This window comes from Streptomyces durmitorensis (assembly GCF_023498005.1).
GTDB classification, from domain to species: Bacteria; Actinomycetota; Actinomycetes; order Streptomycetales; family Streptomycetaceae; genus Streptomyces; species Streptomyces durmitorensis.
Genome location: NZ_CP097289.1, coordinates 3,778,033 through 3,793,438 on the forward strand (window position 1 = coordinate 3,778,033; position 15,406 = coordinate 3,793,438).

General features: G+C 70.0%; 13 protein-coding genes. 5 read left to right on the top strand and 8 right to left on the bottom strand.

All coding sequences use genetic code 11. The features are described from left to right. Positions 1-77 precede the first annotated feature (77 nt). Positions 78-986 (bottom strand): hypothetical protein, encoded by a 909-nt coding sequence (locus tag M4V62_RS16735; protein ID WP_249588065.1) that lies wholly within the window; start codon positions 984-986, stop codon positions 78-80. Between the two features lie 261 nt (positions 987-1,247). Between M4V62_RS16735 and M4V62_RS16740 the strand changes: the two genes are divergently transcribed. After that, a complete protein-coding gene (locus M4V62_RS16740; RefSeq protein WP_425575066.1) occupies positions 1,248-2,216 on the top strand; it encodes a chitinase in 969 nt (322 codons plus the stop codon). A 66-nt stretch (positions 2,217-2,282) separates the two neighbouring features. Here the strand turns inward: M4V62_RS16740 and M4V62_RS16745 are convergent, their stop codons facing one another. Beyond that, a complete protein-coding gene (locus M4V62_RS16745; protein WP_249588067.1) occupies positions 2,283-3,614 on the bottom strand; it encodes an Nramp family divalent metal transporter in 1,332 nt (443 codons plus the stop codon). Between the two features lie 147 nt (positions 3,615-3,761). Between M4V62_RS16745 and M4V62_RS16750 the strand changes: the two genes are divergently transcribed. Continuing rightward, entirely contained in the window at positions 3,762-5,102 is a 1,341-nt protein-coding gene (locus tag M4V62_RS16750; RefSeq protein ID WP_249588068.1) for a M14 family metallopeptidase, read from the top strand. A gap of 311 nt (positions 5,103-5,413) precedes the next feature. Here the strand turns inward: M4V62_RS16750 and M4V62_RS43580 are convergent, their stop codons facing one another. Further along, positions 5,414-5,545, bottom strand: coding sequence for a hypothetical protein (locus tag M4V62_RS43580; protein ID WP_283779088.1), 132 nt, complete (start codon positions 5,543-5,545; stop codon positions 5,414-5,416). A 144-nt stretch (positions 5,546-5,689) separates the two neighbouring features. On the opposite strand from M4V62_RS43580, the gene M4V62_RS16755 reads away from it, so the two are divergent. Next, positions 5,690-6,673, top strand: coding sequence for a hypothetical protein (locus tag M4V62_RS16755; RefSeq protein ID WP_249588069.1), 984 nt, complete (start codon positions 5,690-5,692; stop codon positions 6,671-6,673). A 73-nt stretch (positions 6,674-6,746) separates the two neighbouring features. Here the strand turns inward: M4V62_RS16755 and M4V62_RS16760 are convergent, their stop codons facing one another. From M4V62_RS16760 to M4V62_RS16775, 4 genes are all read right to left on the bottom strand, one after another. Then, positions 6,747-8,243: a GntP family permease gene (locus tag M4V62_RS16760; RefSeq protein WP_249588070.1), complete on the bottom strand. Its 1,497-nt coding sequence runs from the start codon at positions 8,241-8,243 to the stop codon at positions 6,747-6,749. 139 nt (positions 8,244-8,382) lie between these two features. Continuing rightward, on the bottom strand, positions 8,383-8,796 hold the full coding sequence (locus M4V62_RS16765) for a RidA family protein (protein ID WP_249588071.1): 414 nt from the start codon (positions 8,794-8,796) through the stop codon (positions 8,383-8,385). 7 nt (positions 8,797-8,803) lie between these two features. Next, positions 8,804-9,562 (bottom strand): IclR family transcriptional regulator, encoded by a 759-nt coding sequence (locus M4V62_RS16770; protein ID WP_249588072.1) that lies wholly within the window; start codon positions 9,560-9,562, stop codon positions 8,804-8,806. Continuing rightward, positions 9,559-10,557 carry a sugar kinase gene (locus M4V62_RS16775; RefSeq protein ID WP_249592869.1) on the bottom strand — a complete coding sequence of 333 codons (999 nt, stop codon included), beginning with the start codon at positions 10,555-10,557 and terminating at the stop codon, positions 9,559-9,561. Before M4V62_RS16775 ends, M4V62_RS16770 begins: the two co-directional genes overlap by 4 nt. Before the next feature lie 201 nt (positions 10,558-10,758). Between M4V62_RS16775 and M4V62_RS16780 the strand changes: the two genes are divergently transcribed. Together M4V62_RS16780 and M4V62_RS16785 are read left to right on the top strand one after the other, a co-directional pair. Beyond that, positions 10,759-12,066 carry an amino acid deaminase gene (locus M4V62_RS16780; protein WP_249588073.1) on the top strand — a complete coding sequence of 436 codons (1,308 nt, stop codon included), beginning with the start codon at positions 10,759-10,761 and terminating at the stop codon, positions 12,064-12,066. 341 nt (positions 12,067-12,407) lie between these two features. Next, the gene (locus tag M4V62_RS16785) at positions 12,408-14,018 is read left to right on the top strand and encodes an N-acyl-D-amino-acid deacylase family protein (protein ID WP_249588074.1); all 1,611 of its coding nucleotides are present in this window, start codon (positions 12,408-12,410) and stop codon (positions 14,016-14,018) included. 631 nt (positions 14,019-14,649) lie between these two features. Here M4V62_RS16785 and M4V62_RS16790 read toward each other — a convergent pair. Next, entirely contained in the window at positions 14,650-15,261 is a 612-nt protein-coding gene (locus M4V62_RS16790) for a hypothetical protein (protein WP_249588075.1), read from the bottom strand. Positions 15,262-15,406: the final 145 nt, after the last annotated feature.

Below are 15,406 nucleotides of genomic sequence, written 5' to 3' on the forward strand. Positions count from 1 at the left end.
GCTACGGACAGTGAGCGGGGTGGCGCGCGTTCAGTTCGGAGTCGTGCACAGTCGTGCACAAGGGCAGAGGGCAGGCCCTACGTCGCGCCTCGCGGCAGCACTCGTACGAGGGAAGCGGCAGATGAGGCGGACGCCGGCGCCGAGCGTTCAGGAGGCGGCGGCAGCGGCGCGGCGCAGAAGCCGCAGCGGTCGCCGATGAGTTCGAGGCCGCACCAGTGGCAGTCGTCCCGCCGGACGGACGCGACCAGTTGGTAGAGCACGGAGATGTCGGGGATCGCCGCGGCGAACTCGACGAGCTTGCCCGTCGCCCACCAGCGCGCGGACTCCCCCGGAAGGCGCGTCTCCGAAACCCCCTGGGCCCGCCAGGCGGGAGCGAGCGTTTCGGTGACCCAGGCGGCCGACCCCAGCTGCCCGGTGGCGTACAGCATCTTCGTGCCGAATCCGGGCCCGGGGAGCGTCGCGTCGCCCGTCACCTTGATCAGCTCGGGGCGTGGGGTGGCCAGGACGGCGAACTGGGCGCCCGGCACCCACGACTTGGCGTGGGACTGGAGGGTGACCGGGACCCGGTCGAGCTTCGCCACCGAGCCGAGCAGCGCGCCCGCGTAGATGTAGTGCGACAGGAGCCGGGCCGCCGACGCGAGCACGCCGGGGCTGAAGTCGCAGATCGACAGCTGGCGGAGCTGGAGCGCGAGGACCGCGAGACCCAGCGGTGGCAGGTCGGGGCGGAGGATCGCGATGCGGTCGCTCTCCAGGACGGAGCGGATGGCGTGCAGGCGCTGGGCGACGGCGGGCGGCGCCGACGCGGGGCACAGGACGATCACATAGCCGTGGTGCTCGATGAGCGTGTGCATCTCGGTGAGCGCCTGGTCCAGGGAGTACGTCCGCGGTGACTGGACGGCGCTCTGGAGGACGGCCGCCGACGGGGTGTGCCGGTCGGGCGATGGCAGCACCAGGTCAGGGCCGGTGACGGCTATGGCGGTCGGCATACGCACACCCCCCGGTCTTCGTGCACTTCTGCCTCAGCACCTTATCCAGGTCAGCGCCACCTCAACACCCAACTTCCCACTGTTCACATTGAGGTTGGCCGGACTGGCGGGATCCGGGTGACGCCAGAGGTCTTGACAACTCAATTGGTCTGGACCAGCTTGTACGACCAAGTGAGAGCTCTCCGAATGCCCCAACTCCCCCCACCGGAGGCAGAAGTGGACCACGTACGCGGCAGGACACGCAGGAAGGCAGGTTCCGTCATCGGTCTGACAACGGCACTCGCCCTCGCGCTCACCGGCCTGCTCACCGGCGGCGCCGACGACGCGGACGCCCAGACCCGCGCGGTGCCCAAGCACGCGGTGACCGGCTACTGGCAGAACTTCGACAACGGTGCCACGGTCCAGAAGCTGAGCGACGTACAGGACGAATACGACATCATCGCGGTCTCGTTCGCGGACGCGACCGCCACGCCGGGCGAGCTCGCCTTCAACCTGGACTCGGCCGGGCTCGGCGGGTACACCGTCGACCAGTTCAAGGCCGACATCAAGGCCAAGCAGGCGTCGGGGAAGTCCGTGATCCTCTCGGTCGGCGGCGAGAAGGGCGCGGTGGCCGTCAACGACGGGGCCTCCGCGACCGCCTTCGCGGACTCGGCGTACCAGCTCATGCAGGAGTACGGCTTCGACGGCGTCGACATCGACCTGGAGAACGGGCTCAACTCGACCTATATGTCGCAGGCGCTGAAGTCCCTTGCCGGGAAAGCCGGTTCGGGGTTCGTCCTGACCATGGCTCCGCAGACGATCGACATGCAGTCGACGTCGAACGAGTACTTCAAGACGGCGCTCGCCGTGAAGGACATCCTCACGGTCGTCAACATGCAGTACTACAACAGCGGTTCGATGCTGGGCTGTGACGGCAAGGTCTACAGCCAGGGCTCGGTCGACTTCCTCACCGCGCTCGCCTGTATCCAGCTGGAGGGCGGCCTCGCCCCGTCGCAGGTCGGCATAGGCGTCCCGGCCTCGGCGAAGGCCGCGGGCGGCGGCTATGTCTCGCCGTCCGTCGTGAACCAGGCCCTGGACTGCCTGGCGAAGGGCACCAGCTGTGGTTCCTTCAAGCCGTCCAAGACGTACCCGGACATCCGGGGCGCGATGACCTGGTCGACGAACTGGGACGCCGCCGACGGCAGTTCCTGGTCCAAGGCGGTGGGCCCCCACGTCCACGGCCTGCCGTAGGCGCAACCCCTCCCTACCGCAGCGCCGCCGCTCCCCCGGCGGCGCTGCCGCATGCGTGGCCGGCCGTCAGAAGAAGCTCGCCCAGTCCTGGTCCGTGATCTGCTTGACGCACAGGACCAGGAAGACCAGGCCCGCGATCGCCAGCATGCCGTTGCTGAGCCAGCCGTTGCGCCATTCGGCGGGCGTACGCGATGAGTTGAGCAGCCAGACCAGGGTGAGCGCGAGGAACGGCATGAAGGCCGCGCCGAGCACGCCGTAGATGATGATGAGGCGGAACGGCTGCCCCTGGAAGAGCAAGATCATCGGCGGGAACGTCATCCAGAGCAGGTAGGCGCGGAACGGCACCGACTTCTCGCGGGCTCCGGAGGCCACCTCCTCGCCGCTCAGGGACTTGTCGTCGGCGCCCGCCCGCTGCTTGCGGTAGCGCTCCACGAAGTCGGCGAACATCAGGCTCACGCCGTGCCAGACGCCGATGAGCGAGGTGAAGGACGTGGCGAAGAAGCCGATCAGGAAGAGTTTGGCGGTGGCGTCGCCGTACTCCTTCTCCAGGATGCCGGAGAGCTGCACGAGGCCCTGGTCGCCGCTGGCGATCGCGACGTTCGCTGAGTGCAGCAGCTCGGCACCGACGAAGAGCATGGAGACGACGAAGATGCCGGTGGTGATGTACGCGACGCGGTTGTCGAGCCGCATCACCTTCATCCAGCCCGCGTTCGTCCAGCCCTTGGCGTTGACCCAGTAGCCGTACGCGGCGAGCGTGATGGTGCCGCCGACGCCGCCGATCAGGCCGAGCGTGTTGAGGATGGAGTCCTTCTCGTCGGGCAGCACCGGCAGCAGGCCCGCGAAGGCGTCGCCGAGGTGCGGAGTGACACGGATGGCGAGATACACGGTGACGACGAACATGATGCCGACGAGCACCGTCATGACCTTCTCGAAGACGGCGTACTTGTTGAACCAGACGAAGACCAGGCCGACGACGCCGGTGAGCATCGCCCACCACTTGAGCTCCATGACGTCCGGGAAGAGCGCCTGGAGCGGGAGTCCCGACGACGACATGGCCGCGGCCCCGTAGACGTACCCCCAGATCACCACATAGACGACGAAGAACCACGTCGTCCAGCGGCCGATGCTGGCCCATCCGTCGAAGAGGGTGCGCCCCGTCGCCAGGTGCCAGCGTCCGGCCGCCTCGGCGAGCGAGATCTTGACGACGCAGCCGATGACAGCGGCCCAGAGCAGGGTGTAGCCGAAGTTGCTGCCCGCGATGAGTGTGGCGACGAGGTCGCCCGCGCCGACGCCGGTCGCCGCGACGACGATGCCGGGTCCGATGTATTTCCAGCTGGACTTGCGGGGCTGGGGAGCCGCATCTCCCGTGGCAGTGCCACTGCCTGTCGTTTCAGCCATGCCGATCAAGAAACCGCATGGCGGCGCGCGGCACAAGGGGTTGGCCGAAGACAGCATTGACCGGAGCATGCCAGGCCTCCACGATGGGGCCGCGCAACCCGCACCGCTCGCGTCGCACTGGACCACCCCCACCCCCCAGGAGACTTCATGCGACTTCACATACGCGGCAGAAGATCCGCGGCCCTCGCCGTCCTTCTCGCCCTCGCCGTCGCGGCACCCATCACCGCCAACGCCTCACCGGACTCCGCCGACCGGACCGCACGGACCACGCCGGCGGCCGACGACACAACGCGCCAGTACGAGATCCCCCTCGGCGACGACCCCGCCGCGCGCACAGCGCTCGCGCGCACCGGCGTCGCCATCGACGAGGTCGACGCCCGCTCGGTGGTCGTCTCGGCCGACGGCCGCGAGGCGGCCGGGCTCCGGGACGCGGGCTACCAGCTCAAGGCCTTGGCCGGACCCCCGAAGCGTACGAACGGCGAGCCCGTGGAGGCCAAGGACTTCCCGCCCGCCGACGCGAGGTACCACAACTACGCGGAGATGAACGCGGAGATCAACCAGCGCATCGCGGCCCATCCGACCCTGATGAGCAAGAGGGTCATCGGCAAGTCCTACTCGGGCCGGGACATCGTCGCCATCAAGATCAGTGACAACGTGGGCACCGACGAGGCCGAGCCCGAGGTCCTCTTCACCCACCACCAGCACGCCCGCGAGCACCTGACCGTCGAGATGGCGCTGTACCTCCTTCGCGAACTCGGCGACGACTACGGCACGGACGCGCGCATCAAGAAGATGGTCGACGAGCGCGAGATCTGGATCGTGCCGGACCTGAACCCGGACGGCGGCGAGTACGACATCGCGACCGGCTCCTACCGCAGCTGGCGCAAGAACCGCCAGCCCAACAGCGGTTCGTCGAACGTCGGCACCGACCTGAACCGCAACTGGGCCTACCGGTGGGGCTGCTGCGGCGGCTCGTCCGGCTCCACGGGCTCCGAGACCTACCGCGGCCCGCGCGCCGAGTCGGCACCCGAGACGCAGGTCGTCTCCAACTTCGTGCGCAGCCGCATCGTCGGCGGCAAGCAGCAGATCAAGGCCTCCATCGACTTCCACACGTACAGCGAGCTGGTCCTGTGGCCGTACGGCTACACGTACAGCGACACGGGCCCCGGCCTCACCCAGGACGACCGCGACGCGCACGCCGCCATCGGCCGGAAGATGGCCGCGAGCAACGGCTACACGCCGCAGCAGTCCAGCGACCTCTACATCACGGACGGGTCGATCAACGACTGGCTCTGGGGCAACCAGAAGATCTTCAGCTACACCTTCGAGATGTACCCGTCGTCCGCGGGCGGCGGCGGCTTCTACCCGCCCGACGAGGTGATCGAGCGGGAGACGAACCGCAACAGGGACGCGGTTCTGCAGCTCCTGGAGAACTCGGACTGCATGTACCGGTCCATCGGCAAGGAGCAGCAGTACTGCACCAGTTGAGGTGCGTGAACTGTCAGGAGCGGGCAGGGAGACTCGTTCCCTGCCCGAGCCGTACCCCCGTCCCCCGTGTGCTGCTAGCCTCGCGAGACAGGCTCACGGGGGACGAGGGCCATCATGAGGACACCACGAACTGCCTTACGCACCTTGGTAGTTGCCCTGATCTCCGGTGCGCTGTTCCTGGGTGGAGCGGCGTGCTCGGGTGGGGCCGGGGACTCCGGAGGTCCGGGAGGTCCGGGAGGCCCCGGAGTGTCGGACGGGCCGGAAGCACCGCCGGGCGAGAATCCGCCGGACTCCGGTGCGGCGACCTCGCATCAGGACACGGCGGGCCAGGACACGGCGGGCCAGGGCAGCGGGAAGCCGCACGGGGACGACGTGCCGCCGGTGGCGTCTCCCTCCGTGGACACCGGAAAGCCGGTGCCGCCCGGACCGGGTACGACACCCACCCACGAGCCGCCCTCCTCCCCTCCGGGCTGCACCGATCAGACCCCGGGGCCGGGCGAATCGGGCCCCTTCCAGTGCCCGCCTTCCCCCTCCAGCGTCTCCCCGCAGGTGCCTGGCATCACCCCACCGGGCCCGACCCCCGCGCCGTGACCGGCCCGGACGACCGCACGGCGGCCCGGCGGGCCTCCCGGCAGCGGCGCAGAACGGCGGCCTCCACGCGCCGGGCACCGACAGCGAGCCGCCGCGTCCACATCCGCGCCCGCCCCGGTCCCGGCCCCGCCCCACCCGATCCGCCGAAGCCCGCGTCCGGCCTGATGGAACTGGTCAACGGCGCCGTCGGGGCAGGCACGTTGATCGCGGCACTGATGTTCTACGCGGGCATCATCCACAGCAGCTCGTACTACGCGTACTTCCGCCTCAACGTCTACTCGCTCGGTCTCGCACTGCCCCAAGTGACCATCTGGAGCCTGCGGTTGGTCACCATGGACGTCCTGATCGCCCTGGCACTCCTCGCGCTCGTCCCGCGTGCGCAGGAACTCCTGGCCGTGCTGCGGTTGCCGCCCGCCGCCCTCGCCCGTGTCCGCCGCGCGGCGCGTGCCGTGGTCCGGCTCAACCCGGTGATCGTCGCCGCCGGCGTCGTCCTGATGGTGCTGTGGCCGTACGTGCAGCCCTATGGCTGGGCGGCTCCCCTGCTGGTGGCCGCGGGCCTCGTGCTCGGGCAGAGCCGCACGGCCAACCCCGCGGCGCCCCCACACGGCTGGTGGCGCAAGGGACTGCCGGTGGCCGTCGCCGGGCTGTGCGTGGTGTGGGTGATCGCCCTGCTCGCCGGGCAGCTCGGACGGCAGGACGCCCGAGCCGCCGCCGACCGCCTGGTGAGCCGTACCGCCGTGGTCGTCCTGAGCACGGAGCGCCTGAGCATCAGGGGCCCCGGCATCATCGCGGAGGACCTCGGCAGGACCGTGCGCTACCGGTACCGCTACAGCGGCCTGCGGCTCCTGATCGAGCGCGACCGCCGCTACTACGTGCTCCCGCTGGGCTGGCAGAAGCGTACGGACGCCACGTACGTCATCGATGACGACGACACCGTCCGCATCGAACTGCTGCCGGGCACCCAGCCCCCGCGACAGTGAAAGGCGCCCCGGACCATGACGGTCCGGGGCGCCTTCAGGGGTTATTCCGCCAGCTATTCCGCCAGCTCTTCCGCTACACGAACAGGCTCACCACGGCCGCCACCGCGAACCCGGCCAGGGAGAGGACCGACTCCAGGACTGTCCACGTCTTCAGCGTGTCCCGCTCCGAGATGCCGAAGTACTTCGCCACCATCCAGAAGCCGCCGTCGTTGACGTGCGAGGCGAAGATCGAACCCGCCGAGATCGCCATGATGACCAGGGCGACGAACGCCTGTGAGTGGTCGCCCTCGGCGAGGAGGGGGGCCACGATGCCCGCCGTCGTCACGATCGCCACCGTCGCCGAGCCCTGGGCGACGCGAAGGACCAGGGAGAGCAGGTAGGCGAGGACGATGATCGGCAGGCCTACGTCCTGGAAGGTGTCCGAGAGGGCCTTGGCCACGCCGCTCGCCTTGAGGACCGCGCCGAAGATACCGCCGGCGCCGACCACCAGGAGGATGTTGCCGACCGGCTTCAGGGAGGAGGTCGACACCGTCTCCAGGGACTTGCGGGACCAGCCGCGCCGGATGCCGAGGAGGTAGTACGCCATGAGCAGGGCGATCGTCAGGGCGACGAAGGGGCTGCCGAAGAACTCGATGACGCTTCGCAGCGTCGAGGGGTCGAAGGCGATCGACGAGAAGGTCGCGAGGAGGATCAGGAACAGCGGCGTTCCGATGATCGCGAAGACCATGCCGAGCGGCACCGGCTTCTCGCGCGGCTCGACGCCTGCCGCACGCTGCTCGGCGACGACCGCCTGCCGCGCCTCGTCGGCGGCCTCGACCATGTCCTGCGGGACGGGCACGAAGATGCGCTTGCCGATCCAGGCCGAGTAGACCCAGGCGGCGATGACGGCCGGGATGCCGCAGACGATGCCCATCAGGATGACCCAGCCGAGGTCCACCTTGAGCAGACCGGCCGCGGCCACCGGGCCCGGGTGCGGGGGCAGGAACGCGTGGGTCATGGACAGACCCGCGAGCAGGGGCAGGCAGTAGAGCAGGATCGACTTGCCGCTGCGCTTGGCGGCGGCGTACACGATCGGCGCGAGGACGAAGATGCCGACGTCGAAGAAGACCGGGATGCCGAAGATCAGGCCCGTGAGGCCCATCGCGAGGGGCGCCCGCTTCTCACCGAAGAGCCCGAGGAGGCGCGATGCCAACACCTCGGCGCCGCCCGACACTTCGAGTATCGCGCCGAGCATCGTGCCGAGGCCGATGATGATCGCCACATGGCCGAGGATGCCGCCCATGCCGGACTCGATGACGGATATCGCGTCGGACTTCTGGACCGTGCCGAAGAGTTCGGTGACGGAGAGGCCGGCCGAGAGGCCGACGACTATGGAGACCGCGAGCAGCGCCACGAAGGGCTGCAGCCTGACCTTGATGATCAGGAAGAGCAGAAGCACGATGCCGAGCGCGGCGACGGTCAGCAGGCCCGCCGTCCCGTCGATCAGGGTGAGGATTCCGCCGGTGTGAGGTGGTTCCTCGGCGGCAGGGGCGGCGGCCGCGAGCGCGGCGAAGGGGGACGACGGGGACATCTTTGACCTCGTAAGTGCATGAAGCTTTCAGGGCAGGGGGGATCACGGCGCGGCGCCCGAAGGGGGGAGTTGGGCGCCGCGCCGTGACGACTAGCGGCTTGCGGAGGGTGGATCAGGGAACGGGCTGGGACGGGCTGCGTCAGCTCAGGACGGCGAGCGCGTCGATCTCGATGAGCAGACCCTTGGGCAGGCCCACGTAGACCGTGGTGCGGGCCGATGCGGGGGCCTTGAGGCCCTGCTCCTCGAAGTACGCGTTGTAGATCTCGTTCATCTCGGCGAAGTGGTCCACGTCCGTGAGGTAGACGCGCATCATCATCACGTCGTCCCAGGTCGCGCCGCCCTCTTCGAGGATCGCCTTGACGTTGGCGAACGTCTGGAGGGTCTGCTCGCGCAGGGTCGGGCCCGCGGGGGTGGGGGCCTTGCCCTCCTCGGCGGGCAGGAAGCCGACCTGACCGGCGACCTGAAGGATGTTGCCCTTCTTCACGCCGTGGGAGAACTTCGCGGGCGGGGTGGTGTGGGTGGCCGGGGTGAGGGCGATCTTCTCGGTGGTCATGACGTGCTCAGGCTTCCTTGAGGGGTGACTTGCCGGAGTACTCCCGGCTGATGGCGTCCGCCGTACGGCGCACCAGCGGGAGCAGCGTGAGGAGTTCGTCGGCGGTGACGACGACGTTCGGCGCGGACACCGACATGGCGGCGACGACCCGGCCGTCCGCACCGCGGATGGGGGCCCCGATGCAGTTGATGGACTCCTCGTGGCCACCGAGGTCGGTGGCCCATCCCTGTTCGCGTACGGCGGCGAGTTCCTTGAGGAACGCGGCGGCGTTGGGCGTCGAACGGGACGTGTAGGTGGGGTAGTCGAGCTTCTCCGCGATGGCGCGGCGCTCGGCCTCGGGAAAGTCGGAGATCAGCAGCTTGGCCACGGCCGCGACGGTGATCGCGACGGGCTTCCCGATGCGCGAGTACATCCGCACCGGGTAGCGGCTCTCGACCTTGTCGATGTAGAGGACTTCCTGCTCCTCGTAGACCGCGAGGTGGACCGTGTGGCCGCACTTCTCGTTGAGCGCGAGGAGGTGGGGGTGCGCGATCTCGCGTACGTCGAGGTTCTCGACGGCTTCCTGGGCGAGCGCGAAGAGGCGGGCGCCCAGGCGGTAGCGCTGGTCGGACTGGCGGTAGACCAGGCCGTGTTCGTGGAGCGTGCGCAGGAGTCGCAGGGCGGTGGACTTGTGCACTTCGAGACGCTCGGCGACCTGGCCGAGGTCGGCGGGGCCTTCGGCGAGCAGCGGCAGGATGGACAGGGCGCGGTCGACGGTCTGGCTCATGTACGTGCCTCCTCCTTGGCCTCAGTGTTCACGGGGACGCCGTCCGTCCAACCCGGGCCGAGACGAAGTGTCCCCCAGGCCTCTGCGTCCAGTGCGGCAAGGCGATCGGTGTGCTCCCTCGCGGGCGGCGTGGCGAGGTCGCCGGGGACGGTGAGCGCGGCGGCGGCCATGAGGTGCCCGTGGCGAAGGCGCTGGTCGGCGGTCAGGCCGCGCAGGGTGGCGGAGAGGAATCCGGCGGCGAAGGCGTCGCCCGCGCCCACGGGGGCGACGACGTCGACCTTGAGCGCCGCCTGGAAGACGGCGGGCTCGCCCTCGGTGTAGACGGTGGCGCCGCCGCTGCCCTGCTTGACGACCAGGGTCGCGGGCTCGGGGAGCGCGGCGCGGATGGCGTCGGGGCCGCCGGTGACGTCCCACGCGTCGGCGGCCTCGTCCTCGCCGACGAAGACGAGGTCGGCGCCGCGCGCGAGGTCGAGGAGGACGCGGGGGCTCTCGCTCGCCTCGCCGCTCCACAGACCGGGTCGGTAGTTGACGTCGAAGGACACCAGGGGGCGGCCGGGGCGGGGTGCGGTCAGCTCGCGCAGGAGGGCGAGGCAGTCCGCGGAGAGGGCGGCGGTGATGCCGGAGAGGTGCAGGATGCGGCCGCCGTCCAGGGCGTCGCGGTCCACGCTGCGCGGCGCCATCGCCGACGCCGCCGAGCCCGCGCGGTAGTAGAGGACCTCGTGGGCGTCGGTGTCGCGGTCGTCCGCCGTGCGGAAGTAGATGCCGGTGGGGCGGTGCGGGTCGCGGCCGACGCAGCGGGTGTCCACGCCGTAGCGGGCGATCGCCTCGACGAGGTGGTCGCCGAAGCCGTCGGCGCCGACGCGGCTGACCCAGCGGGTGCGGTGCCCGGCCGCGGCGAGGGCGCAGGCGACGTTCGACTCGGCGCCGCCGATTCCGCGATCGAAGGAGGGGACGTCGGCGAGGCGGCCCGCGCGGGAGGGCAGGAACGTGACCATGGACTCGCCGAGTGCCACGACGTCCACTGCTGCCTGCGCGGCCTCTGCGGCGTTTGCGGCCTCTGCCGTCACGATCTTTCCTGCCCCTCAACCGACTGTCCGGATCCGTTGACCCGGCGTTGGCTCGGATGTTAGACAGCAGTAAGCGACATACGCAATGACCGTTGCACATTATGCAACGCACCTTTTCGAGGAGGCGCCATGGCCGCCGACAACGCCGCAGACCACTCCGCCGGACGTGCCGCCCGGGAGCTCGCACGGCTCAGCGAGGAGCGAGTGGACCACCGCTTCAAGGGCCTGCCCCCGGACGCGGAGGGACTGACGGTCGGCGAGCTCGCGGCACAGCGCCGCAACCTCTTCACGGACGGCTTCACCACCCCCGTCCTCGCCCTCTCCGCCGAGCGCCTGGAGCACAACCTCGCGCTGATGGAGACGTACTCCGAGCGGCACGGCCTCGCCTTCGCCCCGCACGGCAAGACGTCCATGGCTCCGCAGCTCTTCGCGCGGCAGATGGAGCGCGGCGCGTGGGGCATCACGCTGGCTGTGCCGCATCAGGTGCGGGTGGCGCGTGCCTTCGGGGTGGAGCGGATCTTCCTCGCCAATGAGCTGGTGGACGCTTCGGCGCTGCGCTGGATCGCGGGCGAACTGGACGCCGATCCCTCCTTCCGCTTCATCTGCTACGTCGACTCCGTGCCCGGCGTCGCCCTGATGGACGCCGCTCTGCGCGAGGCGAACGCGACGCGTCCGGTCGACGTCGTGGTGGAGCTCGGCGCGGGCGACGGGGCGCGCACCGGTGTGCGCACCGAAGCCGAGTGCGTGGAGATCGCCAACGCGGTCGCGGCGGCGGACACGCTGCGTCTGGTGGGCGTCGCGGGCTACGAGGGCGAGGTGCCGGAGGCGACGCCCGAGCGCGTGCGCGCCTGGCTGGAGCGGCTCACCGCGCTCGCGGTCGACTTCGACAAGGCGAACCGGTTCGCGGACCTGGACGAGGTCGTCGTCAGCGCCGGTGGCAGCGCGTGGTTCGACGCCGTGGCGGACGTCTTCGCCCAGATCCCCGAACTGTCGGTGCCTGTCCTGAAGTTGCTGCGTTCGGGTGCGTACGTCTCTCATGACGACGGCCACTACCGCCACCTGACCCCCTTCAACCGCGTCCCGGACGAGGGCGCGCTGCACCCGGCGTTCCGGCTCTGGGCGCAGGTGGTGTCCCGGCCCACGCCGGAGCAGGCGTTCACGAACGCGGGGAAGCGGGACGCGGCGTACGACATCGACCTGCCCGAGGCGCAGGTCGTCCACCGGGGCGGGGTGGACCGGCCTGCTACGGGCGTCACGGTGACGGGCCTCTCCGACCAGCACGGGTGGGTCCGTACGACCCCGGAGGCGGATCTCGCCGTGGGTGACTGGGTGGGCATGGGGCTCTCGCACCCGTGCACGTCCTTCGACAAGTGGCAGCTGATTCCCCTGGTCGAGGGCGACGGAACGGTCACGGATTACATCCGCACCTATTTCTGACCCCTGGGCCTTGGGCGGATCCCCGATCACCCCGCGGTGCCGGGTGGGCGAACAAGCAGAACCGCCGCTCCGCGGCGGGTGTCTCCCACCCACCCACCCGATTGCCCCGCGGCACGAGGGGGTGGGCGGGTGGGGACACCGCACACGCTGGGGACGGTGGGACGACCGCCACCCCCCGCAACGACCCGCAAGGGCCAGTCGCCGACGGTGGCTCGCCCCCGCCAGGGCCACCCGCACCCGACGACGAGAGTCGCACGGGTGGTGCGGGTGGGAGACACAACCCGGCCGGAGGCCGGATGCACCACACGCAGCCCGCAGCCAAGCAAAGAGAGAGGCACCCCGTGGACCTCGTCATCCAAGACGCCCGCGTCATCGACGGCACCGGAGGTGCCTCCTACCGAGCCGACGTCGGCGTACACGAAGGCAGGATCACCGAGATCCGCAGGGAGGGCGAAGGCCCCCGCCTCTCGGGGACCCGCACGGTCGAGGCCGAAGGCCTCGCCCTGGCCCCCGGGTTCATCGACATGCACGCCCACAGCGACCTCGCCCTCCTCCGCGACCCGGACCACAGCGCGAAGGCCGCCCAGGGCGTGACCCTGGAGGTCATCGGCCAGGACGGGCTGAGCTACGCACCGGTCGACGACCGCACCCTCGCCCAGGTCCGCCAGGCCATCACCGGCTGGAACGGCGAAGGCAGCGACATCGACTTCGACTGGCGCACGGTCGGCGAGTACCTGGACCGCCTCGACCGCTCGCACGGCGGCCACGGCATCGCCGTCAACGCGGCCTACCTCATCCCCCAGGGCACCGTCCGCATGTACGCGGTCGGCTGGGACGACCGCCCGGCGACCCCCGCCGAGGTCGAGCGGATGAAGCAGCTCGTCGCCGAAGGCATGGAGCAGGGCGCCGTCGGCATGTCCTCCGGCCTCACCTACACCCCCGGCATGTACGCCGACGACTCCGAACTCACCGAGCTCTGCAAGGTGGTGGCCCAGTTCAACGGCTACTACTGCCCCCACCACCGCAGTTACGGCGCCGGCGCCCTCCAGGCGTACGAGGAGATGGTCAACCTCACGCGCACCGCGAACTGCCCCCTCCACCTCGCGCACGCCACCATGAACTTCGGCGTGAACAAGGGCAAGGCCCCCGACCTGCTCGCCCTCCTCGACACCGCGCTCGCGGGCGGCGCCGACATCACCCTCGACACCTACCCCTACACCCCCGGCTGCACAACTCTCGTCGCCATGCTGCCCAGTTGGGCCAGCGAGGGCGGGCCCGACGCGATTCTCGCCCGGCTGAAGGACGACGAGACCGCCGAGAAGATCCGCCACCACATGGAGATCATCGGCGCCGACGGCTGTCACGGCGTACCGATCGAATGGGACAAGATCGAGATCTCGGGTGTGAGCGACCCCGGTCTTGCCTCCTGCGTGGGCAAGACCGTCGCTCAGTCCGCCGCCCAGCGCGGCGAGGAGCCCTGGATCACCGCCCGCCGCCTCCTCATCAACGACAAGCTGGGCTCCACGATCCTCCAGCACGTCGGCCACGAGGAGAACGTCCAGGCGATCATGCAGCACCCCGTGCACACGGGCGGCAGCGACGGCATCCTCCAGGGCTTCAAGCCGCACCCGCGCGCGTACGGCACGTTCCCGCAGTACCTCGGGCGCTACGTACGCGAACTCGGCGTCCTCACCCTGGAGGACTGCGTCGCCCACCTCACCGGACGCCCGGCGGCCCGCCTGCGCCTGCCCGACCGGGGCCTCGTACGCGAGGGCTACCGCGCCGACCTGGTCCTCTTCGACCCGGAGACGGTCGCGGCGGGCTCCACCTTCGACGCTCCCCGCACGCTTCCCTCCGGCATCCCGCACGTCCTGATCGACGGCAAGTTCGTGATGGAGGACGGGCGACGCACGGACGTCCTCGCGGGACGGTCGGTGCGCCGGACTCCCTAGGTGGCGGGGCTCGGCCCCCGAACGCGAGAAGCCGATTCTCCTTGGCGGTCACACTTCGTGGCCAGGGGCTCCGCGCCGCCGAGCCGGGAGGCTTCGCGGTGCCTGCGGCCTTGCTGCATGCCGGGGCCGCCCGGTTGTCCTGAGGTTGGCGGTTCCGGGCCGGGAGTCAAGGGCGCTCCTGCGTCGCGTCGGCTGCGCCGATTCCGCTTCGCTCCACCCTTGACACCCGTCCCTCCACCGCGCGAAGCGATATGACCGGGCGGCCACGGGGTGGGACTCTCGACCACTCCCGTCAGGCCATCACCCTCTCGCTGCCGGGTGCGGCCCGGCTCATTGCGCGTGACCCCCAGGGGGGAGAAGGGCGGGCGCCCGGTCCGCAGCCGCTCCGGGGAGGGGTGCCGGTCTCGTCAAGCGGCTGCGGACCGGATCTGCGTGCTGACGGGGAGGCCCTGGGGGGGGCGGGTTCGGTGCGACTTTCCTGCAATCCGCGTGGGGTGGCGCACCTACTTTGGGAAAGTTGTGTTCTGGCAGAAGGGGGGCGCACGCGTCGCCGGATGCGCCTTCTTGGAAATAGGTGTAGGTGCCGGACCAGCGAAGCCCCAAGCCAGGCCCGCGCGCCCGCTACCCCTAACTACTTCTTCTTGCCCTTGATGTCGATGTGGGCGTTGAACTTCGCGCCCAGGATCGTCACGAACACGTTGCCCTGCCGGCCGCGTGTGTCCAGGGTGCCCCCGACCTGCCCCTTGCCGAGGGCGGCCTTGTCCTGGATCGCGGTCGAGCGGAGGTTCGTGAACTGGTTGTAGCGCTGCGACGCCAGGTCGGCGGCTTCCGCCCACTCCTCCTGGAAAGAGGAGTATTCGGTCTCCGTCATGCCGGAACCGAACGTGAAGTTGGGATGGTTGGCCTGCTCGTAGTGGTGCCTGCACAGATTGAGGAGCGAGCCGGCGTCGCTCGACACCCCGACCGCATTCACAAAGGAATCGGCCTGCTTCTTGATCTCCGCCGTACGTTCCGCCACCCGTGCCGCGCGCCGCTGTTCGGCCACGTCGTCGTCGAGGGTCTTCTTGGCCGCCGCCAGACCGTTGTTCTTGTCCTCGTAGGTCGCGATGCGGACGGAGGCTTCCCGCTTGCGCTGCGGGATCAGTCCCCAGGGAAGGCCGATCGACTCGCTGTACTCGGTGAGCAGGTCGGTCGCTTCCGTCTCGTCGTTCGCGTATTCCACGTGACCGATCATCTTGGTCATGGTGTCCCCTTTCTCCCCGCCGGTCCGTCCGGCGACGAGTCGCGCGGGCAACGTCTCACCGGAGCGGGCCGCCGTCACCGGGTGGCGGCCCGTCCGGTTCTCGCCGCTGGGCCCCCTACCTCAAGGCGGTCCCGCCCTCTTCGAT

Excerpts from the sequence above, each read along its gene's own strand:
- M4V62_RS16770 (WP_249588072.1), bottom strand. The coding sequence starts at position 9,562 with ATGAGCCAGACCGTCGACCGCGCCCTGTCCATCCTGCCGCTGCTCGCC.
- M4V62_RS16750 (WP_249588068.1), top strand. The coding sequence starts at position 3,762 with ATGCGACTTCACATACGCGGCAGAAGATCCGCGGCCCTCGCCGTCCTT.
- M4V62_RS16745 (WP_249588067.1), bottom strand. The coding sequence starts at position 3,614 with ATGGCTGAAACGACAGGCAGTGGCACTGCCACGGGAGATGCGGCTCCC.
- M4V62_RS16735 (WP_249588065.1), bottom strand. The coding sequence starts at position 986 with ATGCCGACCGCCATAGCCGTCACCGGCCCTGACCTGGTGCTGCCATCG.
- M4V62_RS16760 (WP_249588070.1), bottom strand. The coding sequence starts at position 8,243 with ATGTCCCCGTCGTCCCCCTTCGCCGCGCTCGCGGCCGCCGCCCCTGCC.
- M4V62_RS16765 (WP_249588071.1), bottom strand. The coding sequence starts at position 8,796 with ATGACCACCGAGAAGATCGCCCTCACCCCGGCCACCCACACCACCCCG.
- M4V62_RS16780 (WP_249588073.1), top strand. The coding sequence starts at position 10,759 with ATGGCCGCCGACAACGCCGCAGACCACTCCGCCGGACGTGCCGCCCGG.
- M4V62_RS16775 (WP_249592869.1), bottom strand. The coding sequence starts at position 10,557 with ATGGTCACGTTCCTGCCCTCCCGCGCGGGCCGCCTCGCCGACGTCCCC.
- M4V62_RS16790 (WP_249588075.1), bottom strand. The coding sequence starts at position 15,261 with ATGACCAAGATGATCGGTCACGTGGAATACGCGAACGACGAGACGGAA.